We start from the raw sequence: 17,534 nt of genomic DNA, 5'->3' as shown, positions 1-17,534 counted from the left end.
TGGACTCACCATCCAGCCAGGGCGGCGTTTCCTGTTGACCAGGTGCCTTGCTCCTTACGCGCTTCGGTGTCTCTGTTCTTTGCAAAGGCAGTGAGCAGTACCATCGCCGCGAATCCACCGACGATGAGTACCGGATAGGCTGCCAGCAACTCCACCAGCGAGTACTTCCAGGCCAGCGGACGACCAACCCCCAGCATGGCGGCATAGAACCACGACACGCCAGAGAGGGCGCCGGAGAACAGCGCCAGCATGCGCAGGTTGAAGGAAAGCTTGAGTAACGAACCGGCTTTTTTCAGCGCCGGCAGTACAGCGCTATGCAACAGGAAGCCGTTAAAGGTCAACAGCACAACGATGCCGATTTTGGCTTGCAATTTTGGATTGAGGAAATACTCCATCCCCTTGCCGGCATAATCGATCCCGACAATGCCAATGCCCGTAATCCAAAGCGCTACCAGTGCAAGCGATACGGTTTTTTGAAGGCTTTCCATGTGCGCGTCATCTTGGTGACCTGACGCATCCCCCTTCAGGAGTTGCTTGACCATTGCAATGTCGCTGGTCAAGACCAGCCCGATTGCCACACAGCAGGCGATAAGATGAAAATACACAACGCCCAAACGAACATATTCCACGGTGGACGAAGAGAACATACTAAGTTCCATGGTTACCTCTTGGCTTCAGTGAATCAATAGTGCTCTCGGCACGGCTTAATTGGAGTTTGCCGTTGCTGGTTGCAATCAAGATTCAGCAATTATTATCAATTAATCTTGCGACATTACGCCGCCAAGATAACGGTGAGTTTCTCGAATGAACTTTTAGTCATTCGATAATGTCCATTTTCAGGTAACAAAAAACATCATCGGCACTGGGTGCATATGAGGTTTAACTTCCGCTTCTGGGGTGGGCAGACGAGGCCCGGAACTCTATCGGCGAGTGGATCAGACAATACTGGCGGGATTGGCCGAGCTTCCGCCCCATTCGAGGAAACGGATCTTGTGAACCTCGCCCTCGCTGTCCAGGTAGACCACAGTCACCGGTACTACGCCGGTCTTGTCGGATGTATCGGTGCGCTGCAGTACTTGTTTCACATCGATTTCCATTCCGTAGTGGTAATCGACGGCCGAGACATGCGCACCGGGCTCTTGCAGGCCGTTCTGGTCGAAGACGCTTGGTGCGAGACTGGAAATCACGGCACTTACTACTGTGGCCATGTTCATTAGGCTGTACCTCTGCTGAAGTTCGCTTGACGGGGACCTAATGTGACATGTCTTGGAAGTGAAGTTCACTTTACCGCGACGAACGTGCCCGTTTGAAAAGCCTGTAGTGGCTGCAAACTCCCGGCAATTCCCCGCGCTTGACGCCTTTTGACCATTCGTCCTTTAAACCCCGTATTTGTTGGCAAAAGTCCGTTTTTTTAGGGAGGTCATGACATGTCATGACGGATTTTCACGCAAGGTGAAGCAGTGCCATCCGGGTCAGTCGAGTGGCAGCGATATCATTAATTTCGTTCCTTTGTCCGGTGCGCTGTCGATCGTGAATTCCCCTCCCAGCATGCTGATGCGTTCCTTCATTCCCACCAGCCCGAACGAGTTCAATTTTTTGCGATCCGTCATGCCTACGCCGTTGTCTTTGATCTGCAGGTAAAGCCGGCGACTCTCCCTGGAAAGTTCGATATGCACCTGTGTCGCTTGCGCGTGCCGGGCAATATTCGACAGCGATTCCTGCACGATGCGGAACAGAGTCGTGGCGGATTTTTCATTCAGATCGCAACGGAAATTTTCATCTTTCGCCGACATCGTGCAATCGATCGCGTTGCGCTGCCGGAACTCTTCAAGTTGCCACTCGATCGCTGCCTGCAATCCCAGATCGAGTACGGGTGGCCGGAGATCATTGATGATACTGCGGACACTGCGGATGGCTGTATCGAGTTGATTCAGAGCATCGCTGACCTTTTCGTTGAGCTTGGGGTGCAGGGTACTGGTGCGCGTCTGTAACATGGAGACATCGATTCGCAACGCCAGCAGACTCTGTCCCAGCTCGTCATGGATGTCGCGAGCGATCCGCTTTCGCTCTTCTTCCTTTATGTGCTCCTGATAGGAGGCCAGTTCACGCAACTGCAGCTTCGATTGCAGCAATTCTTCGGCCTGCATCGTCAGTTTGCGCTGCAAGTAGAACAGGTCGACAAAGACCCGGATCTTGGCGTGAAGAACCTCGGCCACAATCGGCGAGAAGATGTAATCCACTGCGCCGGACGTATAACCGCGGAAACGCTCGGAATCCGTGTCGGCCTCCGCTGTGACGAAGATAATGGGCGTGTGGGCCGACTTCGGGCGGCCGTGAATGAGTGCAGCGGTTTCAAAACCGTCCATCACCGGCATTTTTACGTCGAGCAGAATGACGGCGAAGTCGCGCTGCAATAGCAGGCGCAGCGCCTCGCGCCCGGACGTCGCCGTGGCAATATCGAGGCCCATGTCGGCAATCACCGCAGCGAGCGCCGTAAGCTTGGCGGGATTGTCATCCACCAGCAGCACGGATGCCGGCACGCCATCAGGCGGGAGCGGGTGCCGCACCTGGGCGCTCTCATTGAATACCGGAGGTTCCTGCTGCATGTTTATGCCACTTCTGTTTGCGCTAGCGCCTCTTGGCGTTACGGCAACACCGGTAACATCGAGCCGGCCTTGCGCACCTTGCCACCTTTGCTGTCGCGCAATGAGCGCGATACAGCGTCATCGATAGAGCCATTTGCGCATCAGTGACAGCAGTTGGTCGGTATCCACCGGCTTGCTGACATAATCCGAGGCTCCTGCCTCGATGCACTTTTCACGGTCACCCATCATCGCCTTGGCCGTCAGCGCAATCATGGGCAGGGTTTCAAATCTCTTGAATGTACGGATCTGGCGCATGGTTTCAAAGCCATCCATCTCGGGCATCATGATGTCCATCAGCACGATGTCGGTATCGGGCTGCTGCTGCAGCAGTTCTATGGCGGTTCGGCCGTTTTCGGCTGTGGCCACCAGCATTTTGTTGCACTCAAGCACGCTGGTCAGGGCAAAGATATTGCGCACGTCATCGTCGACCACCAGGGCCTTTTTACCCTCCAGACTATCCGAACCCTCATAGAGTTTTTCCAGCATTCTGCGCTGGGTCTGCGGCAGCCTGGCTACGACACGGTGTAGAAACAGCGCGGTTTCGTCGAGTATGCGCTCGGGGGACTCAACGGCCTTGATGACGCCCTTGCCGAGCAGTGTCCTGAAACGCTCGTGTTCCGGCTTGCTCAGTGTCTCTGCACCATAGGCGACGATCGGCAATTCACGCAGAGCATGGTCTTCCTGCAGTGCCTCGAGAAAGCTGATGCCGGATGCGTCGGGCAGTTTGAGATTGATTGCCATGCAGTCGTAGCGTTTCTTTGCCAGTTTCTTCAAGGCTTCCACGTCGCTGGCGGTCGTTTCGATCTTCACGTCGGTGTTGCCGAGCAGATCGAGGATGCGGGCGCGGCTCCCATCGTTGCCGTCGACGAGCAGCAGGCTTCTGGTCTTGCGCCGAGCGAATGCCACGATGCCGACCAGCGCATTTTGAATCTCCTCGGCTGTGACCGGCTTGAGCAGATAGTCGAAAGCACCATAGCGCAGCCCGCGTGTGTGGTCGTCAGCGGTCGAGATGATCTGGACCGGGATGTGACGCGTGGCGAAATTGCGCTTCAACTGTTCGAGCAGTGACCAGCCATCGATGTCCGTCAGGCCCGGGTCCAGGGTGATCGCGGCGGGTTTGAAGCGCTCGACCAGCTCCAGTGCATCCGCGCCACGGGTCGTGACGATAGCCCTGAACCCCTTCTGGTGCGCGGCCTCGAGCAGAATGCTGGCGAATCGGGCGTCGCCCTCGAGCATCAGCAGCACTTGGTCCCCGGGTTGGACAGACTCGCGGTCGTCCGGTATCTGAGCAGACGGGCTCGACATGAGATCGCGCCTGACTTGCCCTGGCACTGCCTCTGTCGTTGATTCGTCTAGCGTCTGACGCTGGGTATCCTGTGTACGCAAGGGCACGTACAGCGCGAAAGTACTGCCCTTGCCGATCTCACCGGGGATCAGCCGCAGCTCACCGCCCAACCGGTGTGCTAGCTCGCGGCTGATCGACAGGCCTAGGCCGGTGCCGCCGTATTTTCGTGAGGTTCCGGTGTCTCCTTGCTGGAACGCTTCGAAGATGAGCTTCTGCTTGCCGGCAGATACGCCAATGCCGGTGTCGGTGACCACGAAGGCGACCACCGCATCGGCACGATTGAGTTCGCTGTTATCCACGCTCCACCCGGACACAGCGGGTTCGATGCTGATCTTGACGCTGCCTTGCTCAGTGAACTTGAAGGCGTTGGACAGCAGGTTCTTGACCACCTGCAGCAGGCGCTTTTCGTCGGTCCGGATGACGGGGGGCAGGGCAGGCGCCAGTTCAATCGTGAAGGTGAGGCCCCGGCTTTCGGCGACCGGCCGGAAGGTGCGTTCGATCTGGTCGTGCAGATCGGCGAACAGCGCTTCATTCAGATCCAGTGTGACCGTGCCCGACTCGATCTTGGACAGATAGAGAATCTCGTCGATCAGCTCCAGCAGGTCTTTGCCCGCGCTACGGATGGTCTTGGCATATTCGACCTGCCTGGGCGTGAGATTGTGTTCCGCGTTGTCGCTGAGCTGCCGGGCCAGGATCAGCAAGCTGTTCAATGGCGTTCTGAGCTCATGGGACATGCTGGAGAGGAATTCGGACTTGTACTTCGAGGTCAGCATCAGCTGCTCCGCCTTCTCCTCCAGCGACAGCTTGGTGATTTCGACTTCGCGGTTCTTGCGCTCGACTTCGGCTTTCTGCTCCGCCAGCAGTCCAGCCTTGTCCCCCAGTTCCTCGTTGGTCTGTCTCAATTCTTCTTGTTGCTTTTGCAACTCCTGCGCCAGGGATTGCGACTGCTTGAGCAGTTCTTCGGTACGCATATTGGCTTCGATTGTGTTGAGCACGATACCAATCGATTCAGCAAGCTGATCAAGGAAGGTTTGATGAATGATGCTGTAGCGCGTGAACGACGCCATTTCGACGACGGCCTTGACCTTGTTCTCGAACAGGATCGGCAACACGATGATATTCAGCGGGGCGGCCGCACCCAGTCCCGATGAAATCGCGACGTAATTGGCGGGTACATCGGTCAGCAGGATGCGCCGCTTCTCGTAGGCGCATTGCCCGACCAGGCCCTCGCCGAGCCGCCACTCATCGTTCACATTGATGTTGCCCTTGTACGCATAAGCGGACAGCAGTTTGAGTTTCGCAGGATCGGGCGGACTCTCGTTCATCATGTAGAACACACCGTGCTGGGCGTTGATCAGCGGAGCCAGTTCAGACAGCACCATCTTGGAGACTGCCGCCAGATCGCGCTGGCCCTGCAGCAGACGGTTGAATTTCGCGAGATTGCTCTTGAGCCAGTCCTGCTCCGCGTTTTGCCGCGTGGTTTCCCGCAGGTTGCGGATCATCTCGTTGACGTTGTCCTTCAACTCCGCCACTTCACCCTTTGCTTCCACCTCCACGTAACGGGTCAGATCGCCCTTGGTCACGGCAGTCGCCACGTCGGCAATTGCGCGCACCTGATTGGTCAGGTTGGCCGCCAGACCGTTCACGTTGTCGGTCAGATCGCGCCAGGTGCCGGCCGCACCCGGCACGTTGGCCTGGCCCCCCAGCTTGCCCTCGACGCCCACTTCACGCGCCACCGAGGTCACCTGATCGGAGAACAACGCCAGCGTATCGGTCATACCGTTGATGGTGTCGGCCAGTTCGGCGATCTCGCCCTTGGCTTCCAGTGTCAGTTTCTTCTTCATGTCACCGTTGGCTACTGCGGTCACCACTTTGGCGATGCCTCGCACCTGGCTGGTCAGGTTGGCCGCCATGAAGTTCACGTTTTCGGTCAAATCCCGCCAGGTGCCGGACACGCCTTGCACCTGTGCCTGTCCCCCGAGCTTGCCTTCGGTGCCGACTTCGCGCGCCACCCGCGTCACTTCGGCGGCAAAGCTATTGAGCTGGTCCAACATGGTGTTGATGGTGTTTTTCAGCTCCATGATTTCGCCCTTGGCTTCCACGGTAATCTTGCGCCCCAGGTCGCCTTTGGCCACCGCCGTCGTCACGTCGGCGATGTTGCGCACCTGATTGGTCAGGTTGGCCGCCATGCTGTTGACCGAGTCGGTCAAGTCTTTCCAGGTTCCACCGACGCCCGTCACCCTGGCCTGGCCACCGAGCTTGCCGTCAGTCCCCACTTCGCGAGCCATGCGCGTCACTTCGTCGGCAAAGGTCGAGAGCTGGTCCACCATTGTGTTGATGGTTTCCTTGAGTTGGAGAATTTCACCTTTCGCTTCGGCTGTGATCTTGCGTGACAGGTCGCCGTTGGCCACTGCCGTCGTCACGTCGGCAATGTTGCGCACCTGGGTGGTCAGGTTGGCCGCCATGCCGTTGACCGAATTGGTCAAGTCCTTCCAGGTACCGGACACGCCGGTCACTTCGGCCTGTCCGCCCAGTTTGCCTTCGGTGCCGACTTCCAGCGCGACGCGTGTCACTTCCGAGGCGAAGCTGGAGAGCTGGTCGACCATCGTGTTGATCGTGTTTTTCAGTTCCAGAATTTCGCCCTTGGCTTCAACGGTAATTTTCTTGCCGAGGTCGCCGCGCGCCACCGCCGTCGTCACCTGTGCGAGGTTGCGCACCTGGGTGGTCAGGTTGGCCGCCATGCCGTTGACCGATTCGGTCAGGTCGCGCCAGGTGCCTGATACGCCGCGCACTTCCGCCTGACCGCCCAACTTGCCTTCGGTACCGACTTCCAGCGCCACGCGGGTCACCTCCGCAGCGAAGCTCGAGAGCTGGCCGACCATCGTGTTGATGGTGTTTTTCAACTCGAGAATCTCACCCCGGACTTCGACGGTAATCGTCTTGCCCAGATCGCCTTTGGCCACCGCGGTCGTCACGTAAGCGATGTTGCGCATCTGGGTGGTCAGATTGGCGGCCATGTCGTTGACGGAGTCGGTCAGGTCTTTCCAGGTGCCGGACACCCCTTTGACATTGGCCTGCCCACCGAGAATCCCTTCAGTGCCGACTTCGCGCGCCACACGGGTGACCTCGGAAGCGAAGGAGCCCAGTCGAGTCACCATGGTATTCACGATACTGGCGGATTTGAGGAACTGGCCCCGCAGTTTCAGGCCGTCGAGTACCGGTGGTACCTGCTGGCTCAGATTACCGTCGGCAACCGAGCCGATAACGCGAATCATCTCGTTCATCGGGCTGATGAGGTCGCTGGTGAGCGCATTGCTCGAGTTGACGATCTTTTGCCATGAGCCTTTCATCATCGGCAATTGGATACGCTCATCGACCTTGCCCTGCTTGCCGATCAGTCGCGCCACCCGTTCGAATTCGGTGGCGGTGTCGGCCGCCATGTCGATGATCTCGTTGAGCGTGTCGGCGATCTTGCCCGGCATGCCGGTCCAGTCTTCCGGCATCCGCGTGGTGAAGTCACCATTGCGCAACGCCTTCAGCGCTCTGAGCAACGTCTTCATGTCGAAAACTTCGATCGGTGTCGTCACTGTGGCCATGTCTATGTCCAGTCAAGATGGATGCCACGCGCAAGGCGTCATGCAGGAGCCGGCATTGCAGTATTGACCATGCTGAAAACCGAGCGTTGGCTTACGAAATATTAGCAAGGTTGGCGCAATGCCCCGGATTCTGGGGAAATTGACCGGGAACAGGCCGTTCCAACCGATTGCACCCGCTGTCCGGAGAAGTGAGCACTAACGCCTGAGGCAAAAGTGCAAGTGTGCTCTGTGCCTGCTAACGTCAAACGCTGCAGCAGATTCCATGGCTTGCTGGCCACTGGTGAATGGAAAATACAGATGGTTGACCACAAAATCAGAGTCTTGCTGGTGGATGATCACAGCATCGTGCGTAATGGCGTGCGACGCATGTTGGAGACTGCCGGCGAGATCGACGTTACGGGTGAAGCAGAGACGGCACAAGAGGCAATGCTCCTGGTCCGGGAGCAGGATTTCGACGTGGCGCTGGTAGATATTCAGCTGCCCGACAAGACCGGCCTCCAGCTCCTCAAGCTCATGCGTGCAGAGAAACCCAAGCTCGCCGTTCTGATGCTGAGCATGCATTCGGTCGAGGCCTATGCGTTACGCGCGATCAAGCTCGGCGCAGCGGGATACCTCACCAAGGATATTTCCGCAGCCACCCTGGTTACGGCAGTTCGCAAGGTGGCCACAGGCGGCAAGCACGTCAGTCCTGAGCTGGCAGAAAAACTGGTCAACGCTATCGGCAGAGGCGACGGGGCACCCCACGAAGCGCTATCCGACCGGGAGCTTGAAGTACTGAAGCTCCTCGCTTCAGGCGAGAGGATTGTGCGCATCGCTCAGATATTGCACTTGAGCCCGAGTACCGTCACGACGTACCGGGCACGTATCCTGGAAAAAACCGGGATGGACAGCAACGCGAAACTCGCCCGCTATGCACTCGAAAACGGCCTGTTGACTTAGAACACCCAGCCATCGACGCAGCCGGGCCACTCAACCGTTCTCGGCATCCTCCACACTCTGCGGCACATGCCCAGCTTCGCCGGATCCAGCCCGCTTGTAGTGGAATCACTACAAGCGCTTGGCCGATATCGCCACAAGGAAGCCCTGCTAACGTCGATAGCGGGGTCTGTTCCAATCAAGCATATTTACCTCTCGGCAAATTTTCGTCCGCTCAATGGAATTGTCTTCGTCAACGTCTTGTACAGCCATTTTCAAGAGTCAGAAAAGACTCCGGAATCGATATTCGCAAGTTGAGCAAGGAGTACACGCTGCATTCATGTTGAATCAATGTTCTAACTAGAGGACGTCATGATGATAGGTTATTGGTTATGTGCGTTGCTGTGGGGTGTGGTGCTGCTGGAGGAGATCCAACTCATGCCCCTTCAGGAATGGAAAGACGAGGGTCTGAAAAAAGTTCTGTTGTTGCGCCGGACCAGAACCCGGACCGGCTACTTTATTGCGTTGATCGCGGGCGCCATGTGCCTTTATAGCGAACTCCTGGTGGCGCCGGTCGATCAGAGCATTTTCAATCCGGAGCTGATACTTGCCCTGTGTGGTGTTCTTTGGGGTGCTTATCTTTCCGTAGTCTGTATTAAGGGCAAGCGATAGACGCCTATCATCCGAGGTTAGCGGACGAGTTCCAGGCGCGCGGCATTATTGATTGGGATAAGCGAAAGGATCTGAGGCGACGGAGCATAATGCTCGTGCTGTCGAGGCGGATTCAACACACTGGATTGGGTGTAGGCGGGATCTTGGTCAAACCGGCGCTGGCAGCACCTTGGGTGCTACCAGCGAGGCTAGAGGCTGCACACTTCTGTCAGCCGGGTTTGTGTGAACTGCTAACAGCGGGATTTACTGGCTAAAGCTGAACGTCCTTGTTCAACCTGGCTTCACCATCCAGCCAGGGCGGCGTTTCCTGCTGACCAGGTGCCTTGCTCCTTACGCGCTTCGGTGTCTCTGTCTTTTGCCCAGGCAGTGAGCAGTACCATCGCCCCAAAGCCGCCGACGATGAGAACCGGATAGGCTGCCAGCAACTCCACCAGCGAGTACTTCCAGGCCAGCGGACGACCAACACCCAGCATGGCGGCATAGAACCACGACACGCCAGAGAGGGCGCCGGAGAACAGCGCCAGCATGCGCAGGCTGAAGGAGAGTTTGAGTAACGAACCGGCTTTTTTCAGCGCCGGCAATACAGCGCTATGCAACAGGTAGCCGTTAAAGGTCAGCAGCACAACGATGCCAATCTTGGCTTGCAATTTTGGATTGAGGAAATACTCCATCCCCTTGCCGGCATAATCGATCCCGACAATGCCAATGCCCGTAATCCAAAGCGCTACCAGTGCAAGCGATACGGTTTTTTGAAGGCTTTCCATGTGCGCGTCATCTTGGTGACCTGACGCATCCCCCTTCAGGAGTTGCTTGACCATTGCAATATCACTGGTCAAAACCAGCCCGATTGCAACGCAGCAGGCGATAAGATGAAAATATACAACGCCCAAACGCACATATTCCACGGTGGACGAAGAGAACATACTAAGTTCCATGGTGACCTCTTGGCTTCAATAGTGAATCAACTTGGCTTTCGGCACGGCTTGATTGGGATTTACCGTTGCTGACTGCCATTTAGATCCAGCAATTGTTATCAGTTAATCTTGCGACATTATGCCGTCAAGATAATAGTGAGTTTCGCGAATGAACTATTAGTCATTCGATCATGTCCATTTTCAGGTAACAAAAAACATCATCCGCACTAAGTGCATATGAGGTTTAACTTCCGCTTCTGGGGGGCTGAGAGGCCCGGAACCCGATCGACTGGTTGATCAGGCAATGCTGGTTGGGTCGGCGGGGCTTCCACCCCATTCGAGGAAACGGATCTTGTGAACCTCGCCTTCGCTGTCTTCGTAGACCAGGGTCACCGGTACCACGCCGGTCTTGTCGGATGTATCGGTGCGCTGCAATACCCGCTTCACATCGATCTCCATTCCGTAGTGGTATTCGACGGCGGAGACATGCGCGCCGGGTTCTTGCAGGCTGTTCTGGTCGAAGACACTGGGTGCGAGACTGGAAATCACTGCACTGACGATTGTGGCCATGCTCATAAGGCTGTACCTCCACTGACGTTTGCTTGACAAGGACCTAATGTGACACGTGGTGAAAGTGAAGTTCATTTCACCGCGACGAACGTGCCCGCCTGAAAAGCCTGTAGTGGCTGCAAACTCCCGGCAATTCCCCGCGCTTGACGCCTCTCGACCATTCGTCCTTTAACCCCCGTATTTGTTGGTCAAAGTCCGTTTCTGAAGGAGGTCATGACATGTCATGACTGATTTTCACGCAAGGTGAATCATGCTTTCAGGCAGGGCACCAGGCTGTAGTTGGCTTGTACTTCGACGATACGCAGTTTGCACCGTGGCGGCAGTGCTCAGGCTGTCTGCATCAGGCTGCGCAATTGGAGAATCGCCTGCGCAATCGGGGAGGTTGGCGGGCAGTGCAATCGCTAGTTTAGGGCCCATCCAACAACAAGACCTCGCTGAAGGAAGGCTTATGCAATACAGGCTTGCCATCTCCCACTGTGTGCCCTGCGCTTTTGAGTCGACTAAGGGAAACCTTTAGCCGGGTTGAAGTTTTCCCCCCTACGGATGCTGTTCATCTCGATATCGGCGCGGCGCCTGCTGGCTTACCTTGGGTAGACAGGAGGCGTGTCGTCGTGGCGGACTGTTCCATTGAGCCCGCCTGGCGTTTTACCCCATAACAACAATAGGCCTGACAATGCTCGAACCCATCGTCCTTTATATCCCTGATGCAATCCGCCTTCCTGCGCAAGAAGGCTCGGTGTTCGGCTGCCGGCATTTTTAGTTTTTAGTTCAAATCTGCTCCTATAAATACAGTGCCCAGCACATACAGATGTGGAGAAGTTAGATGTTTCAGGTAAAACAATCTTGCCGTGGGCTCGGTATTGCCAGCGTGTTGGGAATTATCTGTTCGCCATTGGCAGCCTATGCCGATGTTGTTGATGACAGTCACTTGAAGGTGGATACGCGCAACTTCTACTTGCACCGTAACTACACCAATACCAATGCGCCGTTTTCGCAAGTGCATAGTTGGTCTCAGGGTTTCGATGCGCAGTTTACTTCCGGTTACACCGATACGGCCCTGGCGATCGGTCTTGATGTGGATGCGCAATACGCCGTGCGCCTGGATTCGTCGGGCAACGACGGGTCGCTGCCCTTCAGCGTCCACGACCAGCAGACGGCCGATGATTACAGTCGCGCCGGTGCAACCTTCAAGATGCGCTACAGCAAGACCGAGTTGAAGGTGGGTGACCTTCGCCCACAATTGCCGGTGGCGTACGATGACACCAGTCGGCAACTGGATACGATCTATCAAGGGGCGGTGGTCGAGTCCAAGGAAGTCGATGGGTTGACAATGACCGGTGGCCGGTTCTGGTCTGCCGTGACACGGGAATCTTCCAACCACGAGAAACTGTACAAGTTTGGCTCCACCGATAATCTCGACAGTGACGGCCTGGACTTCGGCGGCGCAACTTACGACATTACCAAGAGCCTGCAAGCCAGTTATTTTTATGGCGTGTTGCACGATATTTATCAGCAACACTATTTCGGCCTGATGCATATGGCTGACTTGGGTAATGGCTACAAACTTAAAACCGACTTGCGCTACTTCAATAACAATGAAGATGGCAATGCCTTGAACGGTGAGATCGACAACCGTTCCTACGGTGGCTTGTTCACCTTGCTCAAAGGCGCCCACATGTTTGGCCTCAGTTACCAGCGCATGCTCGGTGACAGCGTGTTCCCGACGATGAACGGTTTTATCCCGCAACCTTACCTGGTGCACTGGTCGTCCCTGGGGTTTGTCCGCCCGGGTGAAAAGTCCTGGGGCGCGCGCTACAGCTATGACTTTGCCGGGATGGGCATGCCGGGGCTGAAGCTCTACACCCGCTACATCAAGGGTACCAACTGGAACCGTGGCAACAACCTGAGCGACAACCAGGAAAGCGAACGTTTTCTGGGGCTCAGCTACGTGGTACAGAGCGGGGCGCTGCAAGGCCTGGGGCTGGACCTGCGCAACATCGATGTGAAACAGAAGTACGGCTACGACTACAACGAATTCCGTGTCGCCACGACCTACACCTGGAAGTTCTGGTAAGCCCGGTCCATTCAGAGTTTGACCCCATAACAATAAGAGGCCTGACCATGTTCGAACCCTTTGTCCTTTACATCTGCCCCGCAACTTCCCAGTCGGTGTGCTGTGCACCGTCACCCGGCGCGCTGCGCGCATGAGCGGATTCCAAGAGGAGCAAACACTAGTGAATATCCAGGTCGATAACGCGGTCCTGCAACGGCAGAAGAAGAAAACCTACATTTACGAGTGGTACGTGGTCGGCTTGTGCATGATCGCCTACATCTTTTCATTTGTGGATCGGCAGATTCTGGCGCTGATGATCGAACCGATCAAAGCCGACCTGCAGATCAGCGACACCCAGTTCAGCTTGCTGCACGGGCTGGCCTTTTCGTTGTTCTACGCCTTCATGGGCATGCCCATCGCCTACCTGGCGGACCGCTTTTCCCGGCCGAAGATCATCGCCGTCGGCGTGGTGTTCTGGAGCCTGGCGACTGCCGCCTGCGGCATGAGCAAGAACTTCCTGCACATGTTCCTCGCCCGCATTGGCGTCGGCGTCGGCGAAGCGGCCCTGTCGCCTTCGGCCTACTCGATGTTCAGCGACATGTTCCCCAAGGAAAAACTCGGCCGCGCAGTGGGCATCTACTCGATCGGCTCGTTCGTCGGTGGTGGCCTGGCCTTCCTGGTGGGCGGCTATGTGATCGCGATGCTCAAGGACATGAACACCATCGAGGTCGCCTTTCTCGGTGCGATGAAGGCCTGGCAGCTGGCGTTCTTCATCGTCGGCTTGCCCGGTCTCGTGGTCGGCCTGTTGATCTGGCTCACCGTGCGCGACCCGGCGCGCAAGGGGCTGCAGGTCGATGCGCAGGGGCGGGCGAAGAAGGTCGCGATGAGCGATGGCTTGCGTTTTCTCGGCCGCCACCGTGCCACCTTCACCTGTCACTATCTGGGCTTTTCGTTCTACGCCATGGCCCTGTTCTGCTTGATGAGCTGGAGCCCGGCGCTGTACATCCGCAAGTTCGGCCTGTCACCGATGGAGGCGGGCTACATGCTCGGCACCGTGCTGTTGGTGGCCAACACCGCCGGGGTACTGTTCGGTGGATGGCTCACCGATTATCTGGCCAAGAAAGGTCATCAGGACGCTGCCATGCGCACTGGCGTCATTGGTGCCCTCGGCATGGCGGTGCCGGCCGTGCTGTTCCCGCAAGTCGATCAACTGTGGCTGTCGGTGACCCTGTTGGTGCCAGCGATGTTCTTCGCCTCGTTCCCGATGCCAGCGTCCACGGCGGCGATGCAGATCCTCGCGCCGAACCAGGTGCGCGCACAGGTCTCGGCCGTGTTCCTGCTGATCAGCAATCTGCTGGGTCTGGGCCTGGGCACTACGCTGGTGGCGCTGCTGACCGACCGCTACTTCGGCTCGCCCGCGGCGGTGGGGTCGTCGATGTCGCTGGTGATCTGTGGCGCATCGGCGTTGACCGTACTTCTACTATGGCGTGGTTGCCGTCATTTCCGCGAAAGCTATGCCCGTGAGCACCCAACCCGGGCTTGATTGGTCATAGTCCACGATCGGCGCCCCGGCCTCGCTCCTGTTAAAGGGAGCGGGGCCGAGGTGCTCCAGGTCAGGAGAACCCTTGATGTTGAATGATGTACACCTGTTGGAACGGCACAGCCTGCTCAGCTCGGCCGATTACCGCGAGATCAAGGATAAGGTCAGCCAATACCTGTGCCCGCACAGCTTCAACGTGCTGCGTGACGAGCCCATTTACACTCGGCTCAACGGCGTATTCTTCGGCGATTCGGCGCTGCTCGACCTGCGCTATGGCGCACCGGTGGAGATCACCATCGGCGACATTGCCGATCAGTACCTGTTTCGCATTACCTTGCAGGGGCATTGCGAGGTTGCCCATGGGCGGCGCAGCGCGGCGATGCAGTCGGGCTATCTGAGCGTTTCCTCGCCGTTCGCGCAAAGCCGCATCGTCACCGATGGCGAGTGCCGCAACCTGATCCTGCGCGTCGACCGTGATGCCCTGGAGACCCAACTGCAACGCCTGCTCGGCCGCAGCCTGCGGCAGTCGGTGATCTTTGATGTCAGCGTCGACCACCTGGGGGCCGGCGTCGTCAGCCTCTATCACACCCTGGACTACATTTGCCGGTTGTACGGCAGCGGCGTGGACGGTTCGCGCCTCGCCAGCGGCCTGTCCGAATACCTGATGCAACTGCTGCTCACACAGTTGCCGCACAACTACTCGGCGGATCTGTTGATCGATTCGCGCGCGCCGCTGCCGCACCACGTGAAGAAGGCCCGTGACTACATCGAGGAACACCTCGACGAACCGATCAGCCTGATGACCTTGAGCGAGCTGTGTGGCGTCTCCGTGCGCACCTTGCAGAACGGTTTTAACCAGTTTCTCCAGCAGGCGCCGGTCGAGTACATCCGCGACCGGCGCCTGGCGGTGATCCACGAGTCGCTCAAACAGGGCAGGGCCGGTGAAACCGTCACCGATATCCTGTTGCGACACGGCATCAACAGCTTCGGGCATTTCTCCAGCGCCTATCGGCATCGCTATGGCTGTCTGCCGTCGGACACACTGCGGCGGCAGAAGCACTGAGACTCCTGCGCAATCCGTCATTCGGCTGCGCAATCGGATGAGTCTGTGGCGGTGCGGCTCGATAGGATCGAGTCTCTAACAAAAAGGAGTATCTGCATGAATATTACTGTGCTGGGTGGTGGTCACGGCTGTTACGCCGCTGCTGTCGAAATGGCTGAAAAGGGGCACCAGACCCGCCTGTGGCGTAGAGACTCCGCCGCGCTCAAGGAACTGCTGGCCATCGGCAGCCTGACCATCAAGGACTACAAGGGCACTCGCAAATTGTCCGTCGGAAAGCAGGGCGACAAGCTGTCGTTCACCGACGACCTGGCCGAAGCCCTGGGCGATGCGCAACTGGTGATCATCCCGCTGCCGTCGACCTCCCACGAAGACCTGGCCAAACACGTGGCGCCGCACCTGCACGACGGTCAGGTGGTGTTCCTGCCGCCGGGCACTTTCGGCAGCTTCGTGTTTGCCAAGGCCATGGCCGATGCGGGCAACCGGAGCAAGGTTGCCTTCGCTGAAACCGGCACGCTGCCGTACCTGGTACGCAAACACGGCGCCAGCGACCTGGTGATCAGCGGCTACGCCACCCGCCTGCCGACCGGCGTATTCCCCAGCAATCTGTCCGAGCATGCTTTTGCGGTGCTGCGTGAAGCCTACCCGAGCGTCGAGCCGATTGAAGATGCCCTGAGTGGTGCGCTCATGAACGCCGGCCCCATCATCCACCCGCCGCTGATCATGATGAACGCAGGTCCCCTGGAGCATTTCGAGGCCTGGGACATTCACAACGAAGGCACCCAACCGTCGATTCGTCGCGTGACCAACCAACTGGATGCCGAGCGCATGGCCGTGCGCGAAGCACTGACCTACGGCGCGCCGCACTTCCCGCTGGCCGATCACTACAACACCACCGAAGGCGATGAGTGGATGTACGGTCGCGGTGCCCACGGCAAGCTGACCGACAGCGGTGACTGGCGCGAAGACATCGACCTGCAGAAACATCGCTACATGCTCGAAGATACCCGCCTGGGCCTGTCCTTCCTGGTGTCCGTCGGCCGCTGGGCCGGTGTGCCGACTCCGGTGGCGCAGGGCTTGCTGAGCATTGCCTCGGTCGTCGCGGGTCGTGATCTCTACGCCGAGGGCCGCACCCTGGAAAACCTCGGTCTGGCCACGCTGAACCGGGCGCAGATGACCGAACTGCTGACCAAGGGCTACAACTGATGAACGCCGCGCTGCCCCAAGTCAGCGTGGTCGGCGCTGGCCGGATGGGCGAGGGCATTGCCCTGGCGTTCATCCATGCGGGCCTGCCGGTGACCCTCATCGATATCAAGGATCGCGCCGAGGAAGAGCGGCACGGCTACTTCGAGCGTGTGCGCAACAACATCCGCAGCGAATTGCAGATGCTGGTAAGACTCGGCGTGCTCCAACTGGAACAGGCGGACATCGCATTGTCCCGGTTGACGCTGCAATCCAGATCAGAGGCCGTAGAAGCTTTGCGCCAGTGCGACCTGGTGTTCGAAGCGGTACCGGAAGTCATCGCGGTCAAGCAGCAGACCTTCGCCTGGGTCAGCGAGCATGTCCCGGCATCGACCATCATCGCGTCGACCACCTCGACGTTTCTGGTCACCGAGTTGAGCGAAATGGTCAGTGAGCCGCAGCGCTTTGTGAACGCGCACTGGCTCAATCCGGCGTACCTGATGCCGCTGGTGGAAGTCAGCCGCAGCGAAGCGACCTGCCCGCAGGTGGTCGAACGGTTGCTGCAACTGCTCAAGCGTATCGGCAAGGTGCCCGTGGTGTGCAATCCGGTGGCTGGCTACATCGTGCCGCGCATCCAGGCATTGGTGATGAACGAAGCCGCACGGATGGTGGAAGAGGGCGTGGCCAGCGCAGAAGATATCGACACGGCGGTACGCGTCGGGTTTGGTTTGCGCTTCTCGGTGCTGGGCCTGCTTGAGTTCATCGACTGGGGCGGCGGCGACATTTTGTACTACGCCTCGCGTTACCTGAGTGGAGCGCTGTCACCGCGCTTCGAGTCGCCACAGGTGATCGCCGACAACATGCAAAACGGCCGCAATGGCTTGCGCGATGGCCAGGGTTTCTACGACTACCGAGACATGGACGTGGACGCCTACAAGCAGCAGCGCCTCGGCGACTTTGTGCGCAAGCTGGAGTTGTCGGGATTGACGCCAGCGTTCGATGGCGCCTTGAAGCAGGTTTGAGCATCAGGGCCCGGAGGCTG

At 57.9% G+C, this 17,534-nt stretch carries 13 protein-coding genes; 7 read left to right on the top strand and 6 right to left on the bottom strand.

What is annotated here, in order from left to right:
* Positions 1-5: 5 nt before the first annotated feature.
* From VC35_RS05410 to VC35_RS05395, 4 genes are all read right to left on the bottom strand, one after another.
* Entirely contained in the window at positions 6-659 is a 654-nt protein-coding gene (locus tag VC35_RS05410; protein ID WP_046038264.1) for a hypothetical protein, read from the bottom strand.
* Positions 660-935: 276 nt separating this feature from the next.
* Complete coding sequence (locus VC35_RS05405; protein ID WP_046038262.1) at positions 936-1,214, bottom strand: DUF2790 domain-containing protein; 279 nt, start codon at positions 1,212-1,214, stop codon at positions 936-938.
* A gap of 258 nt (positions 1,215-1,472) precedes the next feature.
* On the bottom strand, positions 1,473-2,606 hold the full coding sequence (locus tag VC35_RS05400) for an ATP-binding response regulator (RefSeq protein ID WP_046038261.1): 1,134 nt from the start codon (positions 2,604-2,606) through the stop codon (positions 1,473-1,475).
* 117 nt (positions 2,607-2,723) lie between these two features.
* Positions 2,724-7,586 (bottom strand): HAMP domain-containing protein, encoded by a 4,863-nt coding sequence (locus VC35_RS05395; protein ID WP_046038259.1) that lies wholly within the window; start codon positions 7,584-7,586, stop codon positions 2,724-2,726.
* Between the two features lie 297 nt (positions 7,587-7,883).
* On the opposite strand from VC35_RS05395, the gene VC35_RS05390 reads away from it, so the two are divergent.
* Both VC35_RS05390 and VC35_RS05385 read left to right on the top strand, forming a co-directional pair.
* Complete coding sequence (locus VC35_RS05390) at positions 7,884-8,525, top strand: response regulator (RefSeq protein ID WP_046038257.1); 642 nt, start codon at positions 7,884-7,886, stop codon at positions 8,523-8,525.
* A 348-nt stretch (positions 8,526-8,873) separates the two neighbouring features.
* Positions 8,874-9,173, top strand: a complete 300-nt coding sequence (locus VC35_RS05385; protein WP_046038256.1) for a hypothetical protein — start codon at positions 8,874-8,876, stop codon at positions 9,171-9,173.
* A 281-nt stretch (positions 9,174-9,454) separates the two neighbouring features.
* Here the strand turns inward: VC35_RS05385 and VC35_RS05380 are convergent, their stop codons facing one another.
* Both VC35_RS05380 and VC35_RS05375 read right to left on the bottom strand, forming a co-directional pair.
* On the bottom strand, positions 9,455-10,108 hold the full coding sequence (locus tag VC35_RS05380; protein WP_046038255.1) for a hypothetical protein: 654 nt from the start codon (positions 10,106-10,108) through the stop codon (positions 9,455-9,457).
* A 276-nt stretch (positions 10,109-10,384) separates the two neighbouring features.
* Entirely contained in the window at positions 10,385-10,663 is a 279-nt protein-coding gene (locus tag VC35_RS05375; protein ID WP_008001371.1) for a DUF2790 domain-containing protein, read from the bottom strand.
* Between the two features lie 817 nt (positions 10,664-11,480).
* On the opposite strand from VC35_RS05375, the gene VC35_RS05370 reads away from it, so the two are divergent.
* The 5 genes from VC35_RS05370 to VC35_RS05350 all read left to right on the top strand — a co-directional run bounded on the left by VC35_RS05370 (position 11,481) and on the right by VC35_RS05350 (position 17,514).
* Positions 11,481-12,731, top strand: coding sequence for an OprD family outer membrane porin (locus VC35_RS05370; protein ID WP_046038253.1), 1,251 nt, complete (start codon positions 11,481-11,483; stop codon positions 12,729-12,731).
* A 160-nt stretch (positions 12,732-12,891) separates the two neighbouring features.
* The gene (locus VC35_RS05365) at positions 12,892-14,253 is read left to right on the top strand and encodes a spinster family MFS transporter (protein ID WP_046038251.1); all 1,362 of its coding nucleotides are present in this window, start codon (positions 12,892-12,894) and stop codon (positions 14,251-14,253) included.
* 85 nt (positions 14,254-14,338) lie between these two features.
* Entirely contained in the window at positions 14,339-15,313 is a 975-nt protein-coding gene (locus VC35_RS05360; protein ID WP_046038250.1) for an AraC family transcriptional regulator, read from the top strand.
* Between the two features lie 96 nt (positions 15,314-15,409).
* Positions 15,410-16,516 carry an NAD/NADP-dependent octopine/nopaline dehydrogenase family protein gene (locus tag VC35_RS05355; RefSeq protein WP_046038248.1) on the top strand — a complete coding sequence of 369 codons (1,107 nt, stop codon included), beginning with the start codon at positions 15,410-15,412 and terminating at the stop codon, positions 16,514-16,516.
* Positions 16,516-17,514 (top strand): 3-hydroxybutyryl-CoA dehydrogenase, encoded by a 999-nt coding sequence (locus VC35_RS05350; RefSeq protein ID WP_046038247.1) that lies wholly within the window; start codon positions 16,516-16,518, stop codon positions 17,512-17,514. The genes VC35_RS05355 and VC35_RS05350 overlap by 1 nt, the downstream gene beginning before the upstream one ends.
* The last annotated feature ends 20 nt before the right edge of the window (positions 17,515-17,534 follow it).

Source organism: Pseudomonas fluorescens, from assembly GCF_000967965.1.
Taxonomy (GTDB): domain Bacteria; phylum Pseudomonadota; class Gammaproteobacteria; order Pseudomonadales; family Pseudomonadaceae; genus Aquipseudomonas; species Aquipseudomonas grandcourensis.
The sequence above is the reverse complement of the archived record's forward strand: the minus strand, read 5'-3'. Positions and strand labels throughout refer to the sequence as shown.